The 16,132-nt window shown below is 70.9% G+C and carries 14 protein-coding genes; 5 read left to right on the plus strand and 9 right to left on the minus strand.

What is annotated here, in order from left to right:
- Positions 1 to 332: 332 nt before the first annotated feature.
- The 5 genes from IT355_03755 to IT355_03775 all read right to left on the minus strand — a co-directional run bounded on the left by IT355_03755 (position 333) and on the right by IT355_03775 (position 5,897).
- Positions 333 to 1,232 (minus strand): serine/threonine-protein phosphatase, encoded by a 900-nt coding sequence (locus tag IT355_03755; GenBank protein MCC7052356.1) that lies wholly within the window; start codon positions 1,230 to 1,232, stop codon positions 333 to 335.
- 67 nt (positions 1,233 to 1,299) lie between these two features.
- On the minus strand, positions 1,300 to 1,620 hold the full coding sequence (locus tag IT355_03760; GenBank protein MCC7052357.1) for a metal-sensitive transcriptional regulator: 321 nt from the start codon (positions 1,618 to 1,620) through the stop codon (positions 1,300 to 1,302).
- A 26-nt stretch (positions 1,621 to 1,646) separates the two neighbouring features.
- Positions 1,647 to 4,073, minus strand: coding sequence for a copper-translocating P-type ATPase (locus IT355_03765; protein ID MCC7052358.1), 2,427 nt, complete (start codon positions 4,071 to 4,073; stop codon positions 1,647 to 1,649).
- A complete protein-coding gene (locus IT355_03770) occupies positions 4,066 to 4,311 on the minus strand; it encodes a heavy-metal-associated domain-containing protein (protein MCC7052359.1) in 246 nt (81 codons plus the stop codon). The genes IT355_03765 and IT355_03770 overlap by 8 nt, the downstream gene beginning before the upstream one ends.
- Before the next feature lie 239 nt (positions 4,312 to 4,550).
- Positions 4,551 to 5,897 (minus strand): hypothetical protein, encoded by a 1,347-nt coding sequence (locus IT355_03775; GenBank protein ID MCC7052360.1) that lies wholly within the window; start codon positions 5,895 to 5,897, stop codon positions 4,551 to 4,553.
- A gap of 90 nt (positions 5,898 to 5,987) precedes the next feature.
- Here IT355_03775 and IT355_03780 point away from each other — a divergent pair, with 90 nt between their 5' ends.
- The 3 genes from IT355_03780 to IT355_03790 all read left to right on the plus strand — a co-directional run bounded on the left by IT355_03780 (position 5,988) and on the right by IT355_03790 (position 10,908).
- Positions 5,988 to 7,322, plus strand: coding sequence for an OFA family MFS transporter (locus IT355_03780; protein ID MCC7052361.1), 1,335 nt, complete (start codon positions 5,988 to 5,990; stop codon positions 7,320 to 7,322).
- 120 nt (positions 7,323 to 7,442) lie between these two features.
- Positions 7,443 to 8,498: a deoxyribose-phosphate aldolase gene (gene deoC, locus IT355_03785; GenBank protein MCC7052362.1), complete on the plus strand. Its 1,056-nt coding sequence runs from the start codon at positions 7,443 to 7,445 to the stop codon at positions 8,496 to 8,498.
- A gap of 19 nt (positions 8,499 to 8,517) precedes the next feature.
- Positions 8,518 to 10,908: an aldehyde dehydrogenase family protein gene (locus IT355_03790; GenBank protein MCC7052363.1), complete on the plus strand. Its 2,391-nt coding sequence runs from the start codon at positions 8,518 to 8,520 to the stop codon at positions 10,906 to 10,908.
- A gap of 27 nt (positions 10,909 to 10,935) precedes the next feature.
- Here IT355_03790 and IT355_03795 read toward each other — a convergent pair whose 3' ends face one another.
- Positions 10,936 to 11,505, minus strand: a complete 570-nt coding sequence (locus IT355_03795; protein MCC7052364.1) for a DinB family protein — start codon at positions 11,503 to 11,505, stop codon at positions 10,936 to 10,938.
- Positions 11,506 to 11,725: 220 nt separating this feature from the next.
- Between IT355_03795 and IT355_03800 the strand changes: the two genes are divergently transcribed.
- Positions 11,726 to 12,556, plus strand: a complete 831-nt coding sequence (locus IT355_03800) for an alpha/beta hydrolase (protein ID MCC7052365.1) — start codon at positions 11,726 to 11,728, stop codon at positions 12,554 to 12,556.
- 15 nt (positions 12,557 to 12,571) lie between these two features.
- A complete protein-coding gene (locus tag IT355_03805; GenBank protein MCC7052366.1) occupies positions 12,572 to 13,414 on the plus strand; it encodes a matrixin family metalloprotease in 843 nt (280 codons plus the stop codon).
- Positions 13,415 to 13,429: 15 nt separating this feature from the next.
- Here IT355_03805 and IT355_03810 read toward each other — a convergent pair whose 3' ends face one another.
- Genes IT355_03810 through IT355_03820 form a run of 3 tightly spaced genes read right to left on the minus strand, consistent with a single transcriptional unit; the run spans position 13,430 to position 15,982 of the window.
- Complete coding sequence (locus IT355_03810) at positions 13,430 to 14,623, minus strand: PDZ domain-containing protein (protein MCC7052367.1); 1,194 nt, start codon at positions 14,621 to 14,623, stop codon at positions 13,430 to 13,432.
- The gene (locus IT355_03815; protein MCC7052368.1) at positions 14,623 to 15,441 is read right to left on the minus strand and encodes a hypothetical protein; all 819 of its coding nucleotides are present in this window, start codon (positions 15,439 to 15,441) and stop codon (positions 14,623 to 14,625) included. The genes IT355_03810 and IT355_03815 overlap by 1 nt, the downstream gene beginning before the upstream one ends.
- Complete coding sequence (locus tag IT355_03820; protein ID MCC7052369.1) at positions 15,422 to 15,982, minus strand: sigma-70 family RNA polymerase sigma factor; 561 nt, start codon at positions 15,980 to 15,982, stop codon at positions 15,422 to 15,424. The genes IT355_03815 and IT355_03820 overlap by 20 nt, the downstream gene beginning before the upstream one ends.
- Positions 15,983 to 16,132: the final 150 nt, after the last annotated feature.

Here is a 16,132-nt window from a genome sequence, read left to right on the forward strand (position 1 = left end):
AGCTGTCCGGGCTCTGAACGATCGGTTCAGCGGCGCTCCTACTTTGCGTCGGGCTCGCCTCGCCCCGGGCGCTATCGAGCTGCCGCTTCCCCGATGATTTACCGCTGCGCTGTGACATACAAGGCGCAAAGGGCGCGAAGGACGCAAAGAAGAGCATGATGAATGAGGCCCCGGTGCGCGGAGTAATCCTCCATGCGCATCGGGGCCTCGTCATTGCTTTGGGAACGGCAACTGCCACCGCAGTTCCCCTCAGAATCGTCGCTCATCGAGCGCCTGACGCTCGCCCGCGGCACCGACCTCTTTGCGTCCTTCGCGCCCTTTGCGCCTTCGCGTCAGAGCTTCTGCTGTTCGGAAGGCGTAGACGCCTGTCGAGGGCGCCCGATGACGATCGTGATGTTGTCGGTCCCGCCCGCGTCGAGCGCATCCTGCAGCAGCGCCTCGCACGCCTGCTTCGCGGACGTCATGGTGCGCAGCCGCTCGGCAATGCGCTCGTCGGACACGTGCTTGGTGAGCCCGTCGCTGCAGAGCAGGCCGACCTGGTCCCACACCTGCTCGAAACGCGTGATCACCGGCGCGGCTTCCTCGCCGCCGATCGCGCTCGAGAGCACGTGCGACAGCGGCGACCGCAGCGCCTGCGTCTCCGTCAGCACGCCGGCGTCCACCAGGTCCTGCACCACCGTCTGGTCGCGCGAGATCTGGCGCAGCACACCCTCGCGCAGGATGTAGCAACGGCTGTCACCCACCTGGAGCAGGTAGGCGTGCGGCCACACACCCAGCCACAGGGTCATCGTCGTGGCCATGCCACGGGCGTCCGGGTCGCCGCTCGCGCGCTCGCGCGCCACCTCCTCGTGCACCCGCATCACCGCCGTGTTCAGCGCCTGCCCGAGGTCGTTCAGGTCCGCCTCGTCCGAACGGTAGAAGCACTTCGAGCAGGCCGAGACGTAGTGCAGGATCCGCTCGACCGCGTGCCGGCTCGCCTCACCCCCCATCACGCTGCTGCCCACCCCGTCGGCCACCACCGCCAGCAGCGCCATCCGGTCGCTGCTCGACTTCGCGTCCGAGGCCGGGAGGCTCGTCTGCAGCACCGACACCTCGCGCCGCAGCGACGAGATCAGGAAGTGGTCCTGGTTCTCGCTGCGCACGTTCCCCGTGTGCGTCACCCCGTGGACGTCGATCTCCGAGTCCAGCGGCTTGCGCTGCACCGGAGCCTGCGTGGCGGACTCGGCGCTCATGGATGTTGGATCGTGAATGGGACGGTCATGACTGGATGATACACCCGGGGTCCGGCACTGCCGAACATTACCGCGTGTGCTTGTACATCAGGTCCACCAGCTCGTCGTACATCGCCTCCGCCTCCCCGGCCCCCGACTGGATCGCGTGCGTCGCGCAGTGCTTGAGGTGGTTCCGCATCAGCTCGCGCGCCACCGCCCGCAGCGCCTCGTGCACCGACGAGATCTGCGTCAGGATGTCCGCGCAGTACCGCTCCTCCTCCACCATCTTCTGCACCCCGCGCACCTGCCCCTCGATCCGCCGCAGCCGGGCCAGGTTCCGGGCCTTGCCCTTCTCGTCCACCCCGACCGCGCGCCGTCCGCAGTGTGCGGCGTGCGCGGCCTCATCCATGGCTTCCACCGGCGCCTCCGTGTCTGTCATTGCCGCCGCAGCCGCAGGCTGTTCGTGACCACCGAGAACGAGCTGAACGCCATCGCACCGCTCGCCAGCACGGGGCTCAGCAGCACCCCGAACGCCGGGTAGAGCACCCCGGCAGCGACCGGGATCCCGATCACGTTGTAGACGAACGCCCAGAACAGGTTCTGCCGCATCGTCCGCATCGTCGCGCGCGACAGCGCGATCGCCCGCAGCACCCCCGGCAGCCCCGCCCCCATCAATGCGATGTCCGCCGCCTCGATCGCCACGTCGGTCCCGGTGCCGATCGCGATCCCGACATCCGCCTGCACCAGCGCCGGCGCGTCGTTCACGCCATCGCCCACCATCGCCACCACTGCACCGCTGCGCTGCTCCCGGGCCACGGCATCCACCTTCCCCGCCGGCAGCACCCCCGCGATCACGCGGGTGATCCCCACCTCGCGCGCCACGGCCTGCGCCGTCTGCTCGTTGTCGCCCGTCAGCATCACCACCTGCAGCCCCAGGCGCTGCAGCGACGCGATCGCCCCCGCCGATTCCGCGCGCACGCGATCCGCCACCGCGATCACGCCGACCTGCTCCAGGTCGCGCAGCACATGCACCACCGTCTTCGCCTGCGTCGCAAGGCCGTCCGCGATCACGGCCATCGCATGATCCGGCACGGTGTGTTCCTCGACCATGACGTCGTTCCCGACCAGGACGAAGTGGTCACCGAGCATGGCGCTCGCACCACGACCCGTGTGCGACTCGAAGGCCGTGGCCGCCGTGAGGGTCAGGCCGCGCTCGGATGCCGCACGCACGATGGCACCCGCGACCGGATGTTCACTCTGCGACTCGATCGACGCCGCGAGCGCCAGGATCTCATCGCTGGTCCATGCCGAACCCGGGACCGGAACCACGTCCGTCACCGCCGGCCGCCCCTCGGTGATCGTCCCCGTCTTGTCCAGCACCACGGTCGTGATCGACCCCGCCCGCTGCAGCGCCTCGCCCCCCTTGATCAGCACCCCCGACTCGGCGCCGCGCCCCGTCGCCACCATCACCGCCGTCGGCACCGCCAGCCCCATCGCACACGGGCACGCGATGATCAGCACCGCCACCGCCGCCGCGAACGCGCGCACCGTCGCCGCACCGGTGCCGGCATCTGCCCGCAGCAGCACCGCGAACCACACCGCGAACGTCAGCACCGAGAGCGCCATCACCGTCGGCACGAACACCGCGCTGATGCGGTCCGCCAGCCCCTGGATCGGCGCCCGTGACGCCTGCGCGTCACGCATGAGCATCATGATCTGCGCCAGCACGCTGCGGGTGCCCAGCGTCGTGGCGCGGTAGCGGAAGGCGCCCGAGGCGTTGATCGTCCCGCCGATCACGCGGTCGCCCGGCCCCTTCGCCACTGGCATCGACTCCCCCGTCAGCATGCTTTCGTCCACCGCACTGCTGCCGCTCTCGATCACGCCGTCCACCGGCAGCCGCTCGCCTGGCCGGATCACCACCAGGTCGTGCACGCGCACGTCCGCAAGCGCGAGCTCCACCTCCGTCTCGCCGCCCTCGGGGGTCGGCCGCATCACCCGCGCCGTCGCCGGCCGCAGCGAGGCCAGCGAGCGCAGTGCCTCCGACGTCTGGCGCGTGGCGCGCGCCTCGAACATCCGTCCCGTCAGCACCAGCGCGATGATGAAGATCACCGCCTCGAAGTACACGTCCGCCGCCACGCCATGTGACGTGAACAGCGACGGCGTGAGGGTCGCGAGGGTCGAGTAGGTGAACGCGGCCAGTGTCCCCACGGCGACGAGTGTGTTCATGTCGGCGGCACCGTGGCGCAATGCGGCCCACGCGTTCACGTAGAACTGCCGGCCTGCCCACGCCATCACCGCGACGGTCATCACGAGCAGCAACCAGGTGAGTAGCGGCGCCGGGATGGCGTACAGCCACGGCAGCGCGCGCTCCAGCACCGGCGAGATCGACCGCATCACCCAGTGCATGAACGGGTCCGCCACGACGCCCATGCCCGCATGGTCGTTCACCGCCATCAGGGGCATCGAGGCCCCCATCGCGATCGCACCGGCGATGCCGCTCAGGATCGCCCGGGTGCGCAGCGCATCGTATTCGTGTGTCGTGGTCGCATCGCGCGCCGCCAGCTGCGCCACCACGTCGTCGTCCACCGCCGGCAGCTCGGCGCCGTACCCGGTCTTCACCACCACATGCACCAGGTCCGATGGCGAGGACACGGCCGGGTCGTACGTGACCGTTGCGCTGCCCATCAGCAGGTTCACGCTCGCGTCGCGCACGCCCGGCGCACGCGTGAGCTGGCGCTGCACGCGGCTCTGGCAGGCGGCGCACGTCATGCCGGTCACCGGCAGCGTCACCGTCTGTGTCGCCGCCGGCGCCGCACCGCCCTCAGCCGGCGAGCCCTCCGCCGGCACCAGCACCTCAGGCATCCGGCGCGGGCGGCGGCGCCACGTTCAGCACCCGTCCCTTCACCACGTCGAACCCTGCCTCGTCGATCGCCGCCTCGGCCGCGGCCAGCGCCCCGCTCCCCGCCTCGAACGCCACCGCCGCCGCACCGATCTCCACCGTCTCCACCTGCAGCCCCGGGACCTCGCCCAGCGCCTTCTGCACCGCCGAGACGCAGTGCGCGCAGCTCATGCCCGAGATGCGGATCGTCGCCGTTTCCATGTCTCCCTCCCGTGTCAGCCTGACTCTGTCCCCTTTGCCACCATCCGACTCAGAGTCACTCGCACGCATGTCTCCCTCCCATGTCGGCCTGACTCTGTCCCCTTTGCCCCCATCCGACTCAGAGTCGTTCCCGAAGCCGGAATACGAATATAGGGGGTGGGGGTATCCCCGCCAGCCGCCCTGCACGTGCCTTCACATGCCCCCGAGATCGCCACCCCCCGTCACGGAACCGCCCTGACTCACGGCTTGGATGGCAGCTGTAACGTCTTCCGCTCCACATCCTGGCGGACGCCGGCCGCCTCCTGCCGCGGCACGAGCGGCGGCGGCGGCGGCACGACCACGCCCCGCCCTTCGCTGGCGACAATCCGGCGCGCCTCCGCCAGACCCGCCTCGAAGATCGGGTCGGTCGCGCCACCCAGCGGCCCCGCCCACGAGACGCGGACGTCCGGCTCGAGGCGCCGCAGCTCGAGGCGCTGGTACGTGCCCCAGGACGGTTTCTGCGGCAGCATCAGCATCATCCCGTGCCCCACGCGCCGCTCGCCCGACGGCAGCACCGCGCCCGCGGACGCCTCGCCGACGATCCGTGCCACCCCACGCGCGCGGAGCCCATCGGCCAGCATCTCCTTGGCGCTCCGCGTCTGGCGGTCCTGCAGCAGCACCACGGTGCCGCGATAGCGCTGGTGCGACCCGGGCGTGAGTGTCTCCACCATGCTCGTCGCGAGCCCGCCATCACCACCACGGCCGCGCAGGTCGAGCACCAGGGCGTCGATCCCCGCGAGTGGCCCGGAAAGGAGCCGGTTCAGCCAGTCGTGCAGGCGAAAGTGCATGTACCACAGGTGGACGTACCCCACCCGCAGGCCATCCGCCTCGATCACCTCCACGCTCGACTGCGTCGCCTCCAGCGCACTGTATCGCTCGGCGACGACCGTGACGTCTGCGATCGAGTCGCGCGACACCCGGACCGTGAAGCGACACTCGTTCACCAGGTCCACACGCAGCGGATGCACCGGCGGATCGATGGAGTCGGGCAGGAAGGCGTCGTCGGTGCTGTAGTCCAGTACTGGACTCGAGTCCGGCACGAAGCCGTTGACCCGCACCACTTCATCCCAGGCCCGGATGCCGGCACGATGCGCCGGCCCATCGTTCAGCACCATCGTGGCATACCACCGCCCCTGCCAGCGCAGCAGCTGCATGCCGAACATCTCCTCGCGCTCACCACGCAACGCGCGATCCAGCGTGCGGTAGGCCGTCGCGCTGCTCAGCCCCAGATGGCTCGCCGGGATCACGGCCAGCATCGCCTTCACCACGGCCACTTCGTCGCCGAACGTCTGCGCGGCGGCCGCGGCGGCCGCATGCTCCTGGAGCACGGGCTCCACGATGCCGCGACGCACGCCGCTGTCCGGCCAGTCACGCTTCAGCACCACCGCGACGCTGTCGTACAGCCCCACCCGCGGCGCACTCCCTGCCGGTGGCGACGGCATCGCATCGCGCGCCACGGACGGCGTCAGCCGGGGTTCGAGCGGCTGCTGCCCGAGGAGCAAGACCGGGACGAGCACCGCGGGCAACACGCGCAGGATCAATCGCATATCGACACAAACTACAACGGCCGACCGGCGTCCACGCGACCCGCGTCGCCAGCGCCGCAGTGCTATCGTAGGGACAACCCCGGATCTCCGATGCCTACGCTCCTCGACCGCCAGCACGCCATCGCCCCGCCCGGCTTCAACCGCTGGCGCGTTCCACCCGCCGCCCTCGCCATTCACCTCTGCATCGGCCAGGCGTACGCCTTCTCCGTCTTCTCCCTCCCGCTCTCGAAAGCCATCGGCCTCACCGCCGCCGCCCCCGGGGACTGGAAGGTCAGCACCATCGGCTGGGTCTTCTCCACCGCCATCGTCTTCCTCGGCCTCTCCGCCGCCCTCTTCGGGGCCTGGCTCGAACGCGTCGGCCCGCGCGCCGCGATGTTCGTCGCCACCCTCTGCTTCACCAGCGGGCTCGCCATCGGCGCCGCCGGCATCGCCACGCACCAGTTCTGGCTCCTCCTCGTCGGCTACGGCGCCATCGGCGGCATCGGCCTCGGCATCGGCTACATCTCGCCCGTCTCCACCCTCATCCGGTGGTTCCCCGACCGCCCCGGCATGGCCACCGGACTCGCCATCATGGGCTTCGGCGGCGGCGCCATCATCGCCTCGCCACTCTCCGTGAAGCTGATGGCGTTCTACCGCTCGCCGACCTCCAACGGCATCGCTGCCACCTTCCTCACCCTCGCGATCATCTACTTCGCCGTGATGATGTTCGGCGCCTTCACCGTGCGCGTCCCCGCCACCGACTGGCAGCCGTCCGGTGCCATCGCACATCGCGTCGCGCGCGGCACCCGGGCCCCGTCGGGCATGCCGGTGGGCGACGCCGTCCGCACCCCCGCCTTCTGGCTGCTCTGGACCATGCTCTGCGTGAACGTCACCGCGGGCATCGGCGTCCTCGGCCAGGCCTCGGCCATGATCCAGGAGATGTTCCCAGGACGCATCACCGTGCCACAGGCCGCCAGCTTCGTGGTGCTGCTCAGCATCTCGAACCTCGTCGGCCGCTTCGCCTGGTCGTCCCTCTCCGACCACATCGGCCGCCGTGCCACCTACGGCACCTTCTTCGCGCTCGGCGCCGTGCTCTACGCCTGCGTGCCGGCCATCGGCCGCAGCGGCAGCATCGTGCTCTTCATCGCGGCGTACGCCATCATCCTCACCATGTATGGCGGCGGCTTCGCCACGATCCCCGCCTACCTCCGCGACCGCTTCGGAACCCTCCAGGTCGGCGCCATCCACGGACGGCTGCTCACCGCCTGGTCCGTGGCCGGTGTGCTCGGGCCGGTGCTCGTGAACTACATCCGCGAGTACCAGATCAGTCGCGGTGTGCCGAAAGCCGACGCGTACAGCGTCACCATGTACCTGATGGCCGTCCTCCTGCTCGTCGGGCTCGCCGCCACCGCCGCCCTCAAGCCCCTTCCGCACGGGGAGCACTGACCCGCGCCCGGCGGGTCGCCCCGCGTCTCCTCGGGCCCTAACTTGCGGCTCCACGGAACAGCCCTGCCGTCGCTCCACGTCGGCGGCCCGCGCTGCTCCCTCGCGCCGCAGGTGCACCACATGACGCTGGGCAACCGACCGACCCCATCCGCCGCGCCGACCACCGCTGCCGCACCGTCGCGACCCACCCTCGTCAGGCCCACCGGACCCGCCCCGATCGGCGACCACGTCGACCGCAATCCCGGCACCCCGCTCGACCTCGACGTCGTCCGCGCCATCCGCGTCAACCGCAGCGCCGTCGAACGCCGCGCCGCCACCATCCCCACGCGGCGCACCGTCAAGAAGGAATGGCAGGCCGCATGGCTCCTGCGCGCCATCACCTGCATGGACCTCACGACGCTCTCCGGTGACGACACCCCGGGCAACGTCCGCCGCCTCTGCGCCAAGGCCCGCCACCCGCTCCGCGACGACATCTCCGCCGCACTCGGCGTCCAGCACCTGCGCATCACCACCGGCGCGGTCTGCGTCTACCACAGCCTCGTCCCCACCGCCGTCGAGGCCCTCGCCGGCAGCGGCATCCCCGTCGCCGCCGTCTCCACCGGCTTCCCCGCCGGCCTGTCACCCATCGAGACGCGCATCGCCGAGATCAAGGCGAGCGTCGCCGCGGGCGCCCAGGAGATCGATATCGTCGTCACCCGCGCGCATGTGCTCACCGGCAACTGGCACGCGCTGTACGACGAGGTGAAGCGCTTTCGCGAGGCCTGCGGCGACGCCCACATGAAGACCATCCTCGCCACCGGCGAGCTGGCCACGATGACCAATGTCGCCCGCGCCAGCATGGTCGCCATGCAGGCCGGCAGCGACTTCATCAAGACCAGCACCGGCAAGGAACCCGAGAACGCCACCCTCCCCGTCGGCCTGGTCATGGTCCGGATGATCCGCGCCTACCGCGAGCACACCGGCCACGTCGTCGGCTTCAAGCCCGCCGGCGGCATCCGCGCCGCCAAGGGCTCGCTCGACTGGCTCGCCCTGATGAAGGAAGAACTCGGCGATCGCTGGCTCCGCCCCGACCTCTTCCGCTTCGGCGCCAGCGGCCTGCTCACGGACATCGAACGCCAGCTCGAACACTTCATCACTGGTCGCTACGCCGCAGCGTACCGCCAGCCGATGCCGTGACCCACAGCACCCAGCACACATGACCTCCGTCGCGGACATCTTCGAGACCATGGCCTACGGCCCCGCCCCCGAGGGCGACGCGCCGGTGCGTGAATGGATCGAGCGCCACAGCCAGGGCACCTTCGGCCACTTCATCGACGGTGCGTTCACGAAGCACGGCACCACCTTCGCCGTGAACAACCCCGCCACCGGCGCGCCACTCGCGAAGGTCACGCAGGGCACCGCCGCCGATGTCGATGCGGCGGTTGCAGCCGCTCGCGCGGCATTGCCCGCGTGGCAGCAGCTCGGCGGCCACGGACGCGCGCGCCATCTCTACGCCCTCGCCCGCGCCGTGCAGAAACACGCGCGCCTGCTGTCCGTGCTCGAGACGATGGACAACGGCAAGCCGATCCGCGAGACACGTGACCTCGACATCCCACTCGTCGCCCGCCACTTCTACCATCACGCCGGCTGGGCCCAGCTCCTCGACACCGAGTTCGCCGGCTACACCGGCGCCGGCGTCTGCGGCCAGATCATCCCGTGGAACTTCCCGCTGCTGATGCTGGCGTGGAAGGTTGCCCCCGCCCTCGCCGCCGGCTGCACCGTGGTGCTCAAGCCCGCGGAATTCACTCCACTCACTGCGTTGTGCTTCGCCGAGATCGCGCGTGACGCCGGGCTCCCCGCCGGTGTGCTGAACGTGGTCACCGGCGATGGCGAGACGGGCAAGGCACTCGTCGCCCACAAGGGCCTCGACAAGCTCGCCTTCACCGGCTCCACCGAGGTCGGCAAGCTGATTCGCCGCGCCACCGCTGGATCGGGCGTGAAGCTCTCGCTCGAACTCGGTGGCAAGAGCCCGTTCATCGTCTTCGACGATGCGGACCTCGACAGCGTGGTCGAGGGGGTGGTCGACGCGATCTGGTTCAACCAGGGCCAGGTCTGCTGCGCCGGTTCGCGACTGCTCGTGCACGAGGGCATCGCCGCGCAGCTCGAGCAGAAGCTCCGCGACCGCATGGAGCACCTGCGTCTCGGCTCGCCGCTCGACAAGTCCATCGACATGGGCGCCATCGTGGACCCGGTGCAGCTGGATCGCATCCGCACCCTCGTCGATGCCGGCGTGGCCGAGGGCGCGCAGATGTGGCAGCCATCGTGGGCGGTACCGTCGCAGGGCTGCTTCTATCCGCCGACGCTCTTCACCGGCGTCTCACCCGCCGCGCGCATCGTGCAGGAGGAGATCTTCGGCCCCGTGCTGGTGTCGATGACGTTCCGCACGCCGGCCGAGGCCGTCGACCTCGCGAACAACACGCCCTACGGCCTCGCCAGCAGCGTCTGGACGGAGAACATCAACCTCGCCCTCGACATCGCGCCGAAGATCAAGTCGGGTATCGTCTGGGTGAACAGCACCAACCTGTTCGACGCCGCCGCCGGTTTCGGTGGCTACAAGGAGAGCGGCTTCGGGCGCGAGGGTGGTCGCGAGGGGATGTACGAGTACCTCACGCCGTCGTGGAAGAAGGGCGCTGCCGTCGTTGCCGAGCCGCCGGTCATCACCGCCGTCGCGGCGGAGAGCGCGGCGGAGAGCGCGGCGGGCTTTGGCGTGCCGGCGATCGACCGCACCGCGAAGTTCTTCATCGGCGGCAAGCAGGCGCGCCCCGACGGCGGCTACACGCTCTCCGTGCGCGGCCCGGACGGGCGCACGGTGGGCGAGGTCGGCGACGGCAACCGGAAGGACCTCCGCAACGCCGTCACCGCCGCACTCGCCGCCAAGGGCTGGGCCCGTGCCTCGGGCCACAACCGCGCGCAGATCCTGTACTACATCGCCGAGAACCTCGCGGCACGCAGCAGCGAGTTCGCGGGTCGGATCGAAGCGATGACGGGGCTCGGCGGTGCGCTGGAGGTCGAGCAGTCCATCGCGCGCCTCTTCACGTACGCCGCCTGGGCCGACAAGTACGACGGCGCCGTGCACGGCACGCCGCTGCGCGGCGTCACGCTCGCCATGAACGAGCCGGTCGGCGTGATGGCCCTGGCCTGCCCCACCACGCAACCGCTGCTCGGCTTCGTCTCGCTGGTGGCGCCGGCCATCGCGATGGGGAACACCACCGTCGTGATCCCCAGCGAGCGGCATCCGCTGGCGGCCACTGACTTCTACCAGGTGCTGGAGACGTCGGACCTGCCGGCGGGCGTGGTGAACATCGTCACCGGCGCCCGCGAGGGCCTGGTGAAGACGCTGGCCGAGCACGATGAAGTGGACGGGATCTGGTACTTCGGGCCCCAGGCCGGCGCCGCGGCGGTGGAGCGCGCGTCGGCCGACAACATGAAGCGCACCTGGTGCGAGTGGACCCGGCGCGACTGGGCCAGCACCGCCCAGGGCGAAGGCCGCGACTTCCTGCGGCACGCCACGCAGGTCAAGAACATCTGGATCCCGTACGGCGAATGAGTCGCACCGGGCGGGAGCCACCCGCTGTCACCCCGCGTGCACCAGCCCCGCCTCCGCCCACCGGCGCTTCGCCACCTCCACGTGGTGCCGGTTGTGGATCAGCGTGAACAGCATCATCTCGCGCACCGTCAGCTTGCCGAGTAACGGGTGCGGCAGCCGGTAGCCGTCGAGTTGCGCCTCCGTCCATCGCTCCATGGCCTGCGTCAGCCCGCGCAGGGTCTCGGAGTGCTCGTCCATGATCTTGTCACGGCGGGCCTGATCGGGGGCATGCGTGTCGGGGGGCGGCGCGAAGCGACCGGCCTGGCCACCCGCAGCCAGCGCGGCGCGGTAGGCGTCGCTGATCTGCCCCTCCGCCCGCGATGGCCGGTCCGGCATGCCGAATGCCATCCGGAGCCCGAGCTTGGGCAGCCGCAGCGCCGGGAGCAGTGGCGCCATGGAGCGCGTCAGGTGCCGGACATGCTCCGCCGCCGACCAGTGCCGTCCCATCGTACGGAAGAACTCGCTTGTCGAGAACGTCGACCAGTAGTCGACACCACGCTCGTGCTCCGTCTCCAGCGCAACGACGATCGCGCGGGTCGCGCCAGACTTCTGTGGCATCTTCGTCAGCCGGTGTGTCGCATCCCGAATTCTACGCCCTGACCGCGGCTCGCGTGGTCGCGGGGACGACGCCGGTCCCATTCCGTAGGCACCGCACGACCACCATGTCATGACCGCGTCCCTCTCATCGATTGAGCGATTCCGTGCCTTCCGCCGCACCCTGGGCAGAACGCCGCGTCTTCATCGCGACACTGTCTCGACACGTGGGCTACAGTTCGCGGTGTTCCGCACAGAAGACCCGGGAACAGGTCAGCTCCCGCTGCTCTGCGTCAACGGCGGCCTGCTCTTCGACCACACCCTGCTCTGGCCCGCGCTCGCCCCGCTCGCCGCCACGCGCCAACTCATCTTCTACGACCAGCGCGGCCGCGGACGCTCCTCCGTGCCCCCCGCCGCCAGGTCCTCCCGCATCGAGTTCGACGCCTCCGACCTCGCGACACTCCCCTCCGCGCTCGGCCACGACCGCCTCCACATGCTGGGCCACTCCTGGGGCGGAGGTATCGCACTGAGATCGATTGGCTTTAATGGCGACGCCATCCACTCCCTCACGCTCATCGATGCCGTCGGGCTCACCTCCGCCGACTGGCTCCCCGGACTCACCGACGCAGCGGCCGCACGACTCGCGGGAACCGAACTCGAGCGACTGTTTGCAGCGGACGCTGCCGTACGACCCGGCGCGACCGGTGCCGCCGACCCGGTCGCCCTCAGTGAGTACGCCGCCGCCATCTACCCGGCCTGGTTCCACGACCAGACCCTCGCCACGCTCTTCGCCCCGCCCCGCTCCACCAGCGTCACCGGCGCCGCCGTCTCCGCCAGGCTCCGGCGCGAGGGCTATGACTGGACCGGCACCATCGGCGCCCTGCCCATGCCCACCCTCCTCGTCCACGGCGAGTCGGATCTCATCCCCATCCGCGTCGCGGAACACACCACCCGACACCTCGGATCGCGCGCCACCCTTCTGCCGGTCCCGTCCGCGGGACACAATCCGTTCTGGGAACAGCCTTCGATCGTCTTCCCTGCGATCGAGCGGTTCCTGCTCGACGCGGAGCGCTGACCATCTCCCCACCGCATGTCCCTTCCCTCCCTGCCGCGCCTGCTCGGCCTGATCCTCGCCGGACTCGCAGTCCTGGTGCTGCTCGAGACGGCCAGCGTGCGGCGCCACGGCTACGACCTCGCCCGCACCGCACCGGCGGACAGTGTGCAGCAGGGCGCCGACGCTGCGCCGGCGATGGCCCCCACCGCGCGTGCTTCCGACGGCGATCGCGCCGCCAGTGATTCCATCCGCCGCGCCGAGACGCGCGCGATGCTCGAGGCGCGGGGGACCGGCACCTTCATCGGTGACATCCTCGAGCTCTCCGACAGCACCCTGCAGCGCTGGCCGGATCGTCGCGCCACGCCGCTCCGGGTCTTCATCAGCGACCAGGGCCCCGGCACCTCGGGACATCTGCGCGACGACTACACCCAGGCCGTCCGCGAAGCCTTCACCATCTGGGAAGGCGTCGAACTCCCGGTGCGGTTCGCCTTCGTCACCGACTCGGCCCTGGCCGACATCACCGTCTCGTGGGTCACCGACTTCCGGGGCGAGCCGGTGCTCGGCCGTACGAAGGTCGTGCGCGACAGCAAGTTCTGGATCGTGCGCAGCGACGTGCAGCTCGCCACCATGCGCCGCGACAACTCCGGGCAGCTCGACCCGACCGTCGTCCGCGCGCTCGCCATCCACGAGATCGGCCACGGCATCGGACTCGATCACGCCGCCGACACCACCGTGATCATGGCGCCGAAGATCCGTGCCCGCGCCATCACCCTCGCCGACAAGGCGACCGCCCAGCTGCTCTACGCCGTCCCGCCAGGCTCGGTCGTCACCCGCGCACGCGCATCACAGCCCCTGCCCCGCGTCGCACCCGCCCCCTGACGCCGCACGCGCGGCTCACCACCGCAGCGTGATCGCCCGTTCGCGATGCTGACGGCTCACGGCCAGCTGCACCGTGCGCCCGCCCCGCGACGACGCCCGTTGCACCGCGATCTGCAGGTCGCGCACCCCCTCGCAGTCCTCGTCGTTCACGCGCAGGATCACGTCGCCACCCCGCAGCCCCGACGTCGCCGCAGGCGTGCCCGGCGCCACCCGCAGCACCAGGATCCCCTCGTCCACGCCCGTGAGCTCCTCGAGCTCGTCGGTGATGCTCGTCATCACCGCCCCCGCGATCGAGAAGTCGTTCGAGGTCCAGGTGCCGAACCACGACGGCGGCGCCGGCGGCGCGGGCGCAGCGGCGGCGGACGGCCGCTCCGGTGCAGGCACGCGCCCCGGCTGCGGCGGCGCGGCCGGGCACCCCTCGCCGAAGCAGAGCCGGATCCCACCATCCGACGACGCCATCGACGTGCTGCCCGGCTGCGTCGCACCGACCGTCACCGTCACCTGCCGCTCCCGCCCGCTGCGACGGACCTTCATCGTCAGCCGCTCGCCGGGCGTGAGCACATCGGCCAGCGGCACCGCACCAGGCACCGCCAGTCGCCCGAAGGCCGTGATCGTGTCACCGGCCGACAGCCCGCTGCGCGCCGCCGGGCTGTCCGGGATCACGGACTCGATCAGCGTCGGTGACTCGAACACGGTGAACACCTTGCCCTCGCGCAATTCCGTGCGCTGCTCGCCCGAAAGCGTCACGCCCAGGTAGCCCCGCGGTGCGGACCGGGTCATGAAGGTGAGCTCGCGCTGCTTCCCTGCGATGGAGCGCATCACGTCCGCAATCGCCCGCGCACTCGCGATCTGCACGCGCAGCTGGCCGCGCGCCTCGTCACTCGAGAGCTGCACCTGCACCCGATCGGCCTCCATCTGCACCCGCGCGATCTCTGCCGCGAGTTCGGCGATCCGATGCGAGGTCGTGCGGACGATCGAGTCACGGACCCGCGGGTCCGCCTTCGCCGCCCGCTCGATCTCGCGCTGGAGCCGCGACAGGTCGCGCGCCTGCCGCTCGAGCGTCATCCGCATGCGCTGCGCCAGCTCCCGTGAGCGCGCGTCGTCCTCACCACCACTCTCGTGCTGCGCGGCCAGCGCCGGCACCTGCAGCGTCGCGGCAGCCAGCACCAGGGACGTCAGCATCCCCACCCGTCGAAGCGCCGTCCGCATCAGTACTCCAGCACCTGCTGGGACGCGGGCAGCACCGTGGTCAGCCGGCGCAGCGTGACCTCGCGCGCCCCGAGCGTCGCCAGGTAGTAGCGGTTCATGACCGGGTCATCCGGGGCCTCGTACAACGCACGCCGCGCCGTCGCCATCGCCGCATCCAGCACCTCGAGCCGCGCCCGGTAGTTCATCGCCGCCGCCGCCGATCCCCCGGCCTGGCGCGGTGCCAGGGCGCTGTCGTGCGCCGCCAGCCAGAGCAGTGCGCCGCTGTACACCTCCTCCGCCGTCGCCAGCATGGCGCGTGCATCATCAGGATTCCGGAACCGCACCGCCACCGGCTGCGCGGTGGTGGCGTGCGGAATCGCCGCCGCCACGCCCTCACCTGCCGGCAGCACCGTGGGGCCAGCGTCGCGACGCACGGACAGTCGCCCACCCGCCACCCCCACGGTCACGAGCAGGGCGGCCGCCGCGGCCATGGCGCCGGGCCGCGACCACCAGCGCCGGCCCCCGCCTGCACCAGCCGCCGAGGCCACCGATGGCGCACTCGTGATCGGGCGGACGTCAGGGTGCGAATCCCGGCCGGCGCCGGCGCTCGCACCACCGGCACCGAGCAGCCCCTCGCTCCGCAGCGCCGTCGCCATCTGCTGCCACGGCACCAGCGGCGCGATCGTCCGGTCACGCTCGGCACCGGCCGCCGCGACGATCCGCCGCACGGCGACGAAGTCCGCGCGGCACCGCGCGCACCCGTCCAGGTGCACGCGCTCGTCGCCGGTCGCCGGTTCATCGACCAGCGCCGCGATCCGTTCAGGCGAGAGGTGCGGCATAGCCATCATCCAGGCTCGGTGTAGTCAGGTGGTCCATCAGCGGCGCCAGCAGGCGGCGAAGCCGCGCCCGCGCCTTGAACAACTGCGATTTCGATCCGCCCGCCGTGATCCCGAGCTGGCTCGCGATCTCCTCGTGCGTGTACCCCTCCACGTCGTGCAGCACGAACACCGTCCGGGCACCGCGCGGCAGCCGATCCAGCGCCTGCGTGATCGACTCCCGGACGAACGGCTGCTCCACATCCTCCTCGATCATCGCCGTGTCCTCCGTGAGCTCCTCGTGCGTTCCCATCAGCCGGCGAGCCCGGCGCAGCGCATTCAACGTGCGGTTCACCGCGATCCGGTGCGCCCAGGTCGAGAACTGGGCATCCCCGCGGAAGGTGGGCAGCGCCCGGAAGATCTGGATCCAGACCTCCTGCGCGATGTCCGCCGCCTCGTCTGTGTCATGCACCAGCCGCCGCACCACGGCATCCACCCGTGGCGCGTGCTCGGCCCAGAGCGCGCGCATCGCCAGCTCGTCGCCGGCGACTGCGCGCGCGATCAACTCCTCATCGGTAGTCAACGGCGTGGTACGGGCGGACGGTGAGGCGGACTGCCGGCGCTGCGCGGTTCAGGGCAGGGCTCGGCCATGGGACACCACCGGTCCGGGAAGGGTTGCCAGGCGTCGCCGACATCCCGCCCCCCTCGGACCGCT

The organism is Gemmatimonadaceae bacterium (genome assembly GCA_020851035.1).
Lineage (GTDB): Bacteria > Gemmatimonadota > Gemmatimonadetes > Gemmatimonadales > Gemmatimonadaceae > JACMLX01.

Coding starts and splice junctions, on each gene's coding strand:
- deoC (MCC7052362.1), top strand. CDS start 7,443: ATGACGCTGGGCAACCGACCGACCCCATCCGCCGCGCCGACCACCGCT.
- IT355_03795 (MCC7052364.1), bottom strand. CDS start 11,505: ATGCCACAGAAGTCTGGCGCGACCCGCGCGATCGTCGTTGCGCTGGAG.
- IT355_03805 (MCC7052366.1), top strand. CDS start 12,572: ATGTCCCTTCCCTCCCTGCCGCGCCTGCTCGGCCTGATCCTCGCCGGA.
- IT355_03760 (MCC7052357.1), bottom strand. CDS start 1,620: ATGGATGAGGCCGCGCACGCCGCACACTGCGGACGGCGCGCGGTCGGG.
- IT355_03810 (MCC7052367.1), bottom strand. CDS start 14,623: ATGCGGACGGCGCTTCGACGGGTGGGGATGCTGACGTCCCTGGTGCTG.
- IT355_03775 (MCC7052360.1), bottom strand. CDS start 5,897: ATGCGATTGATCCTGCGCGTGTTGCCCGCGGTGCTCGTCCCGGTCTTG.
- IT355_03755 (MCC7052356.1), bottom strand. CDS start 1,232: ATGAGCGCCGAGTCCGCCACGCAGGCTCCGGTGCAGCGCAAGCCGCTG.
- IT355_03770 (MCC7052359.1), bottom strand. CDS start 4,311: ATGGAAACGGCGACGATCCGCATCTCGGGCATGAGCTGCGCGCACTGC.
- IT355_03790 (MCC7052363.1), top strand. CDS start 8,518: ATGACCTCCGTCGCGGACATCTTCGAGACCATGGCCTACGGCCCCGCC.
- IT355_03765 (MCC7052358.1), bottom strand. CDS start 4,073: ATGCCTGAGGTGCTGGTGCCGGCGGAGGGCTCGCCGGCTGAGGGCGGT.
- IT355_03815 (MCC7052368.1), bottom strand. CDS start 15,441: ATGCCGCACCTCTCGCCTGAACGGATCGCGGCGCTGGTCGATGAACCG.
- IT355_03780 (MCC7052361.1), top strand. CDS start 5,988: ATGCCTACGCTCCTCGACCGCCAGCACGCCATCGCCCCGCCCGGCTTC.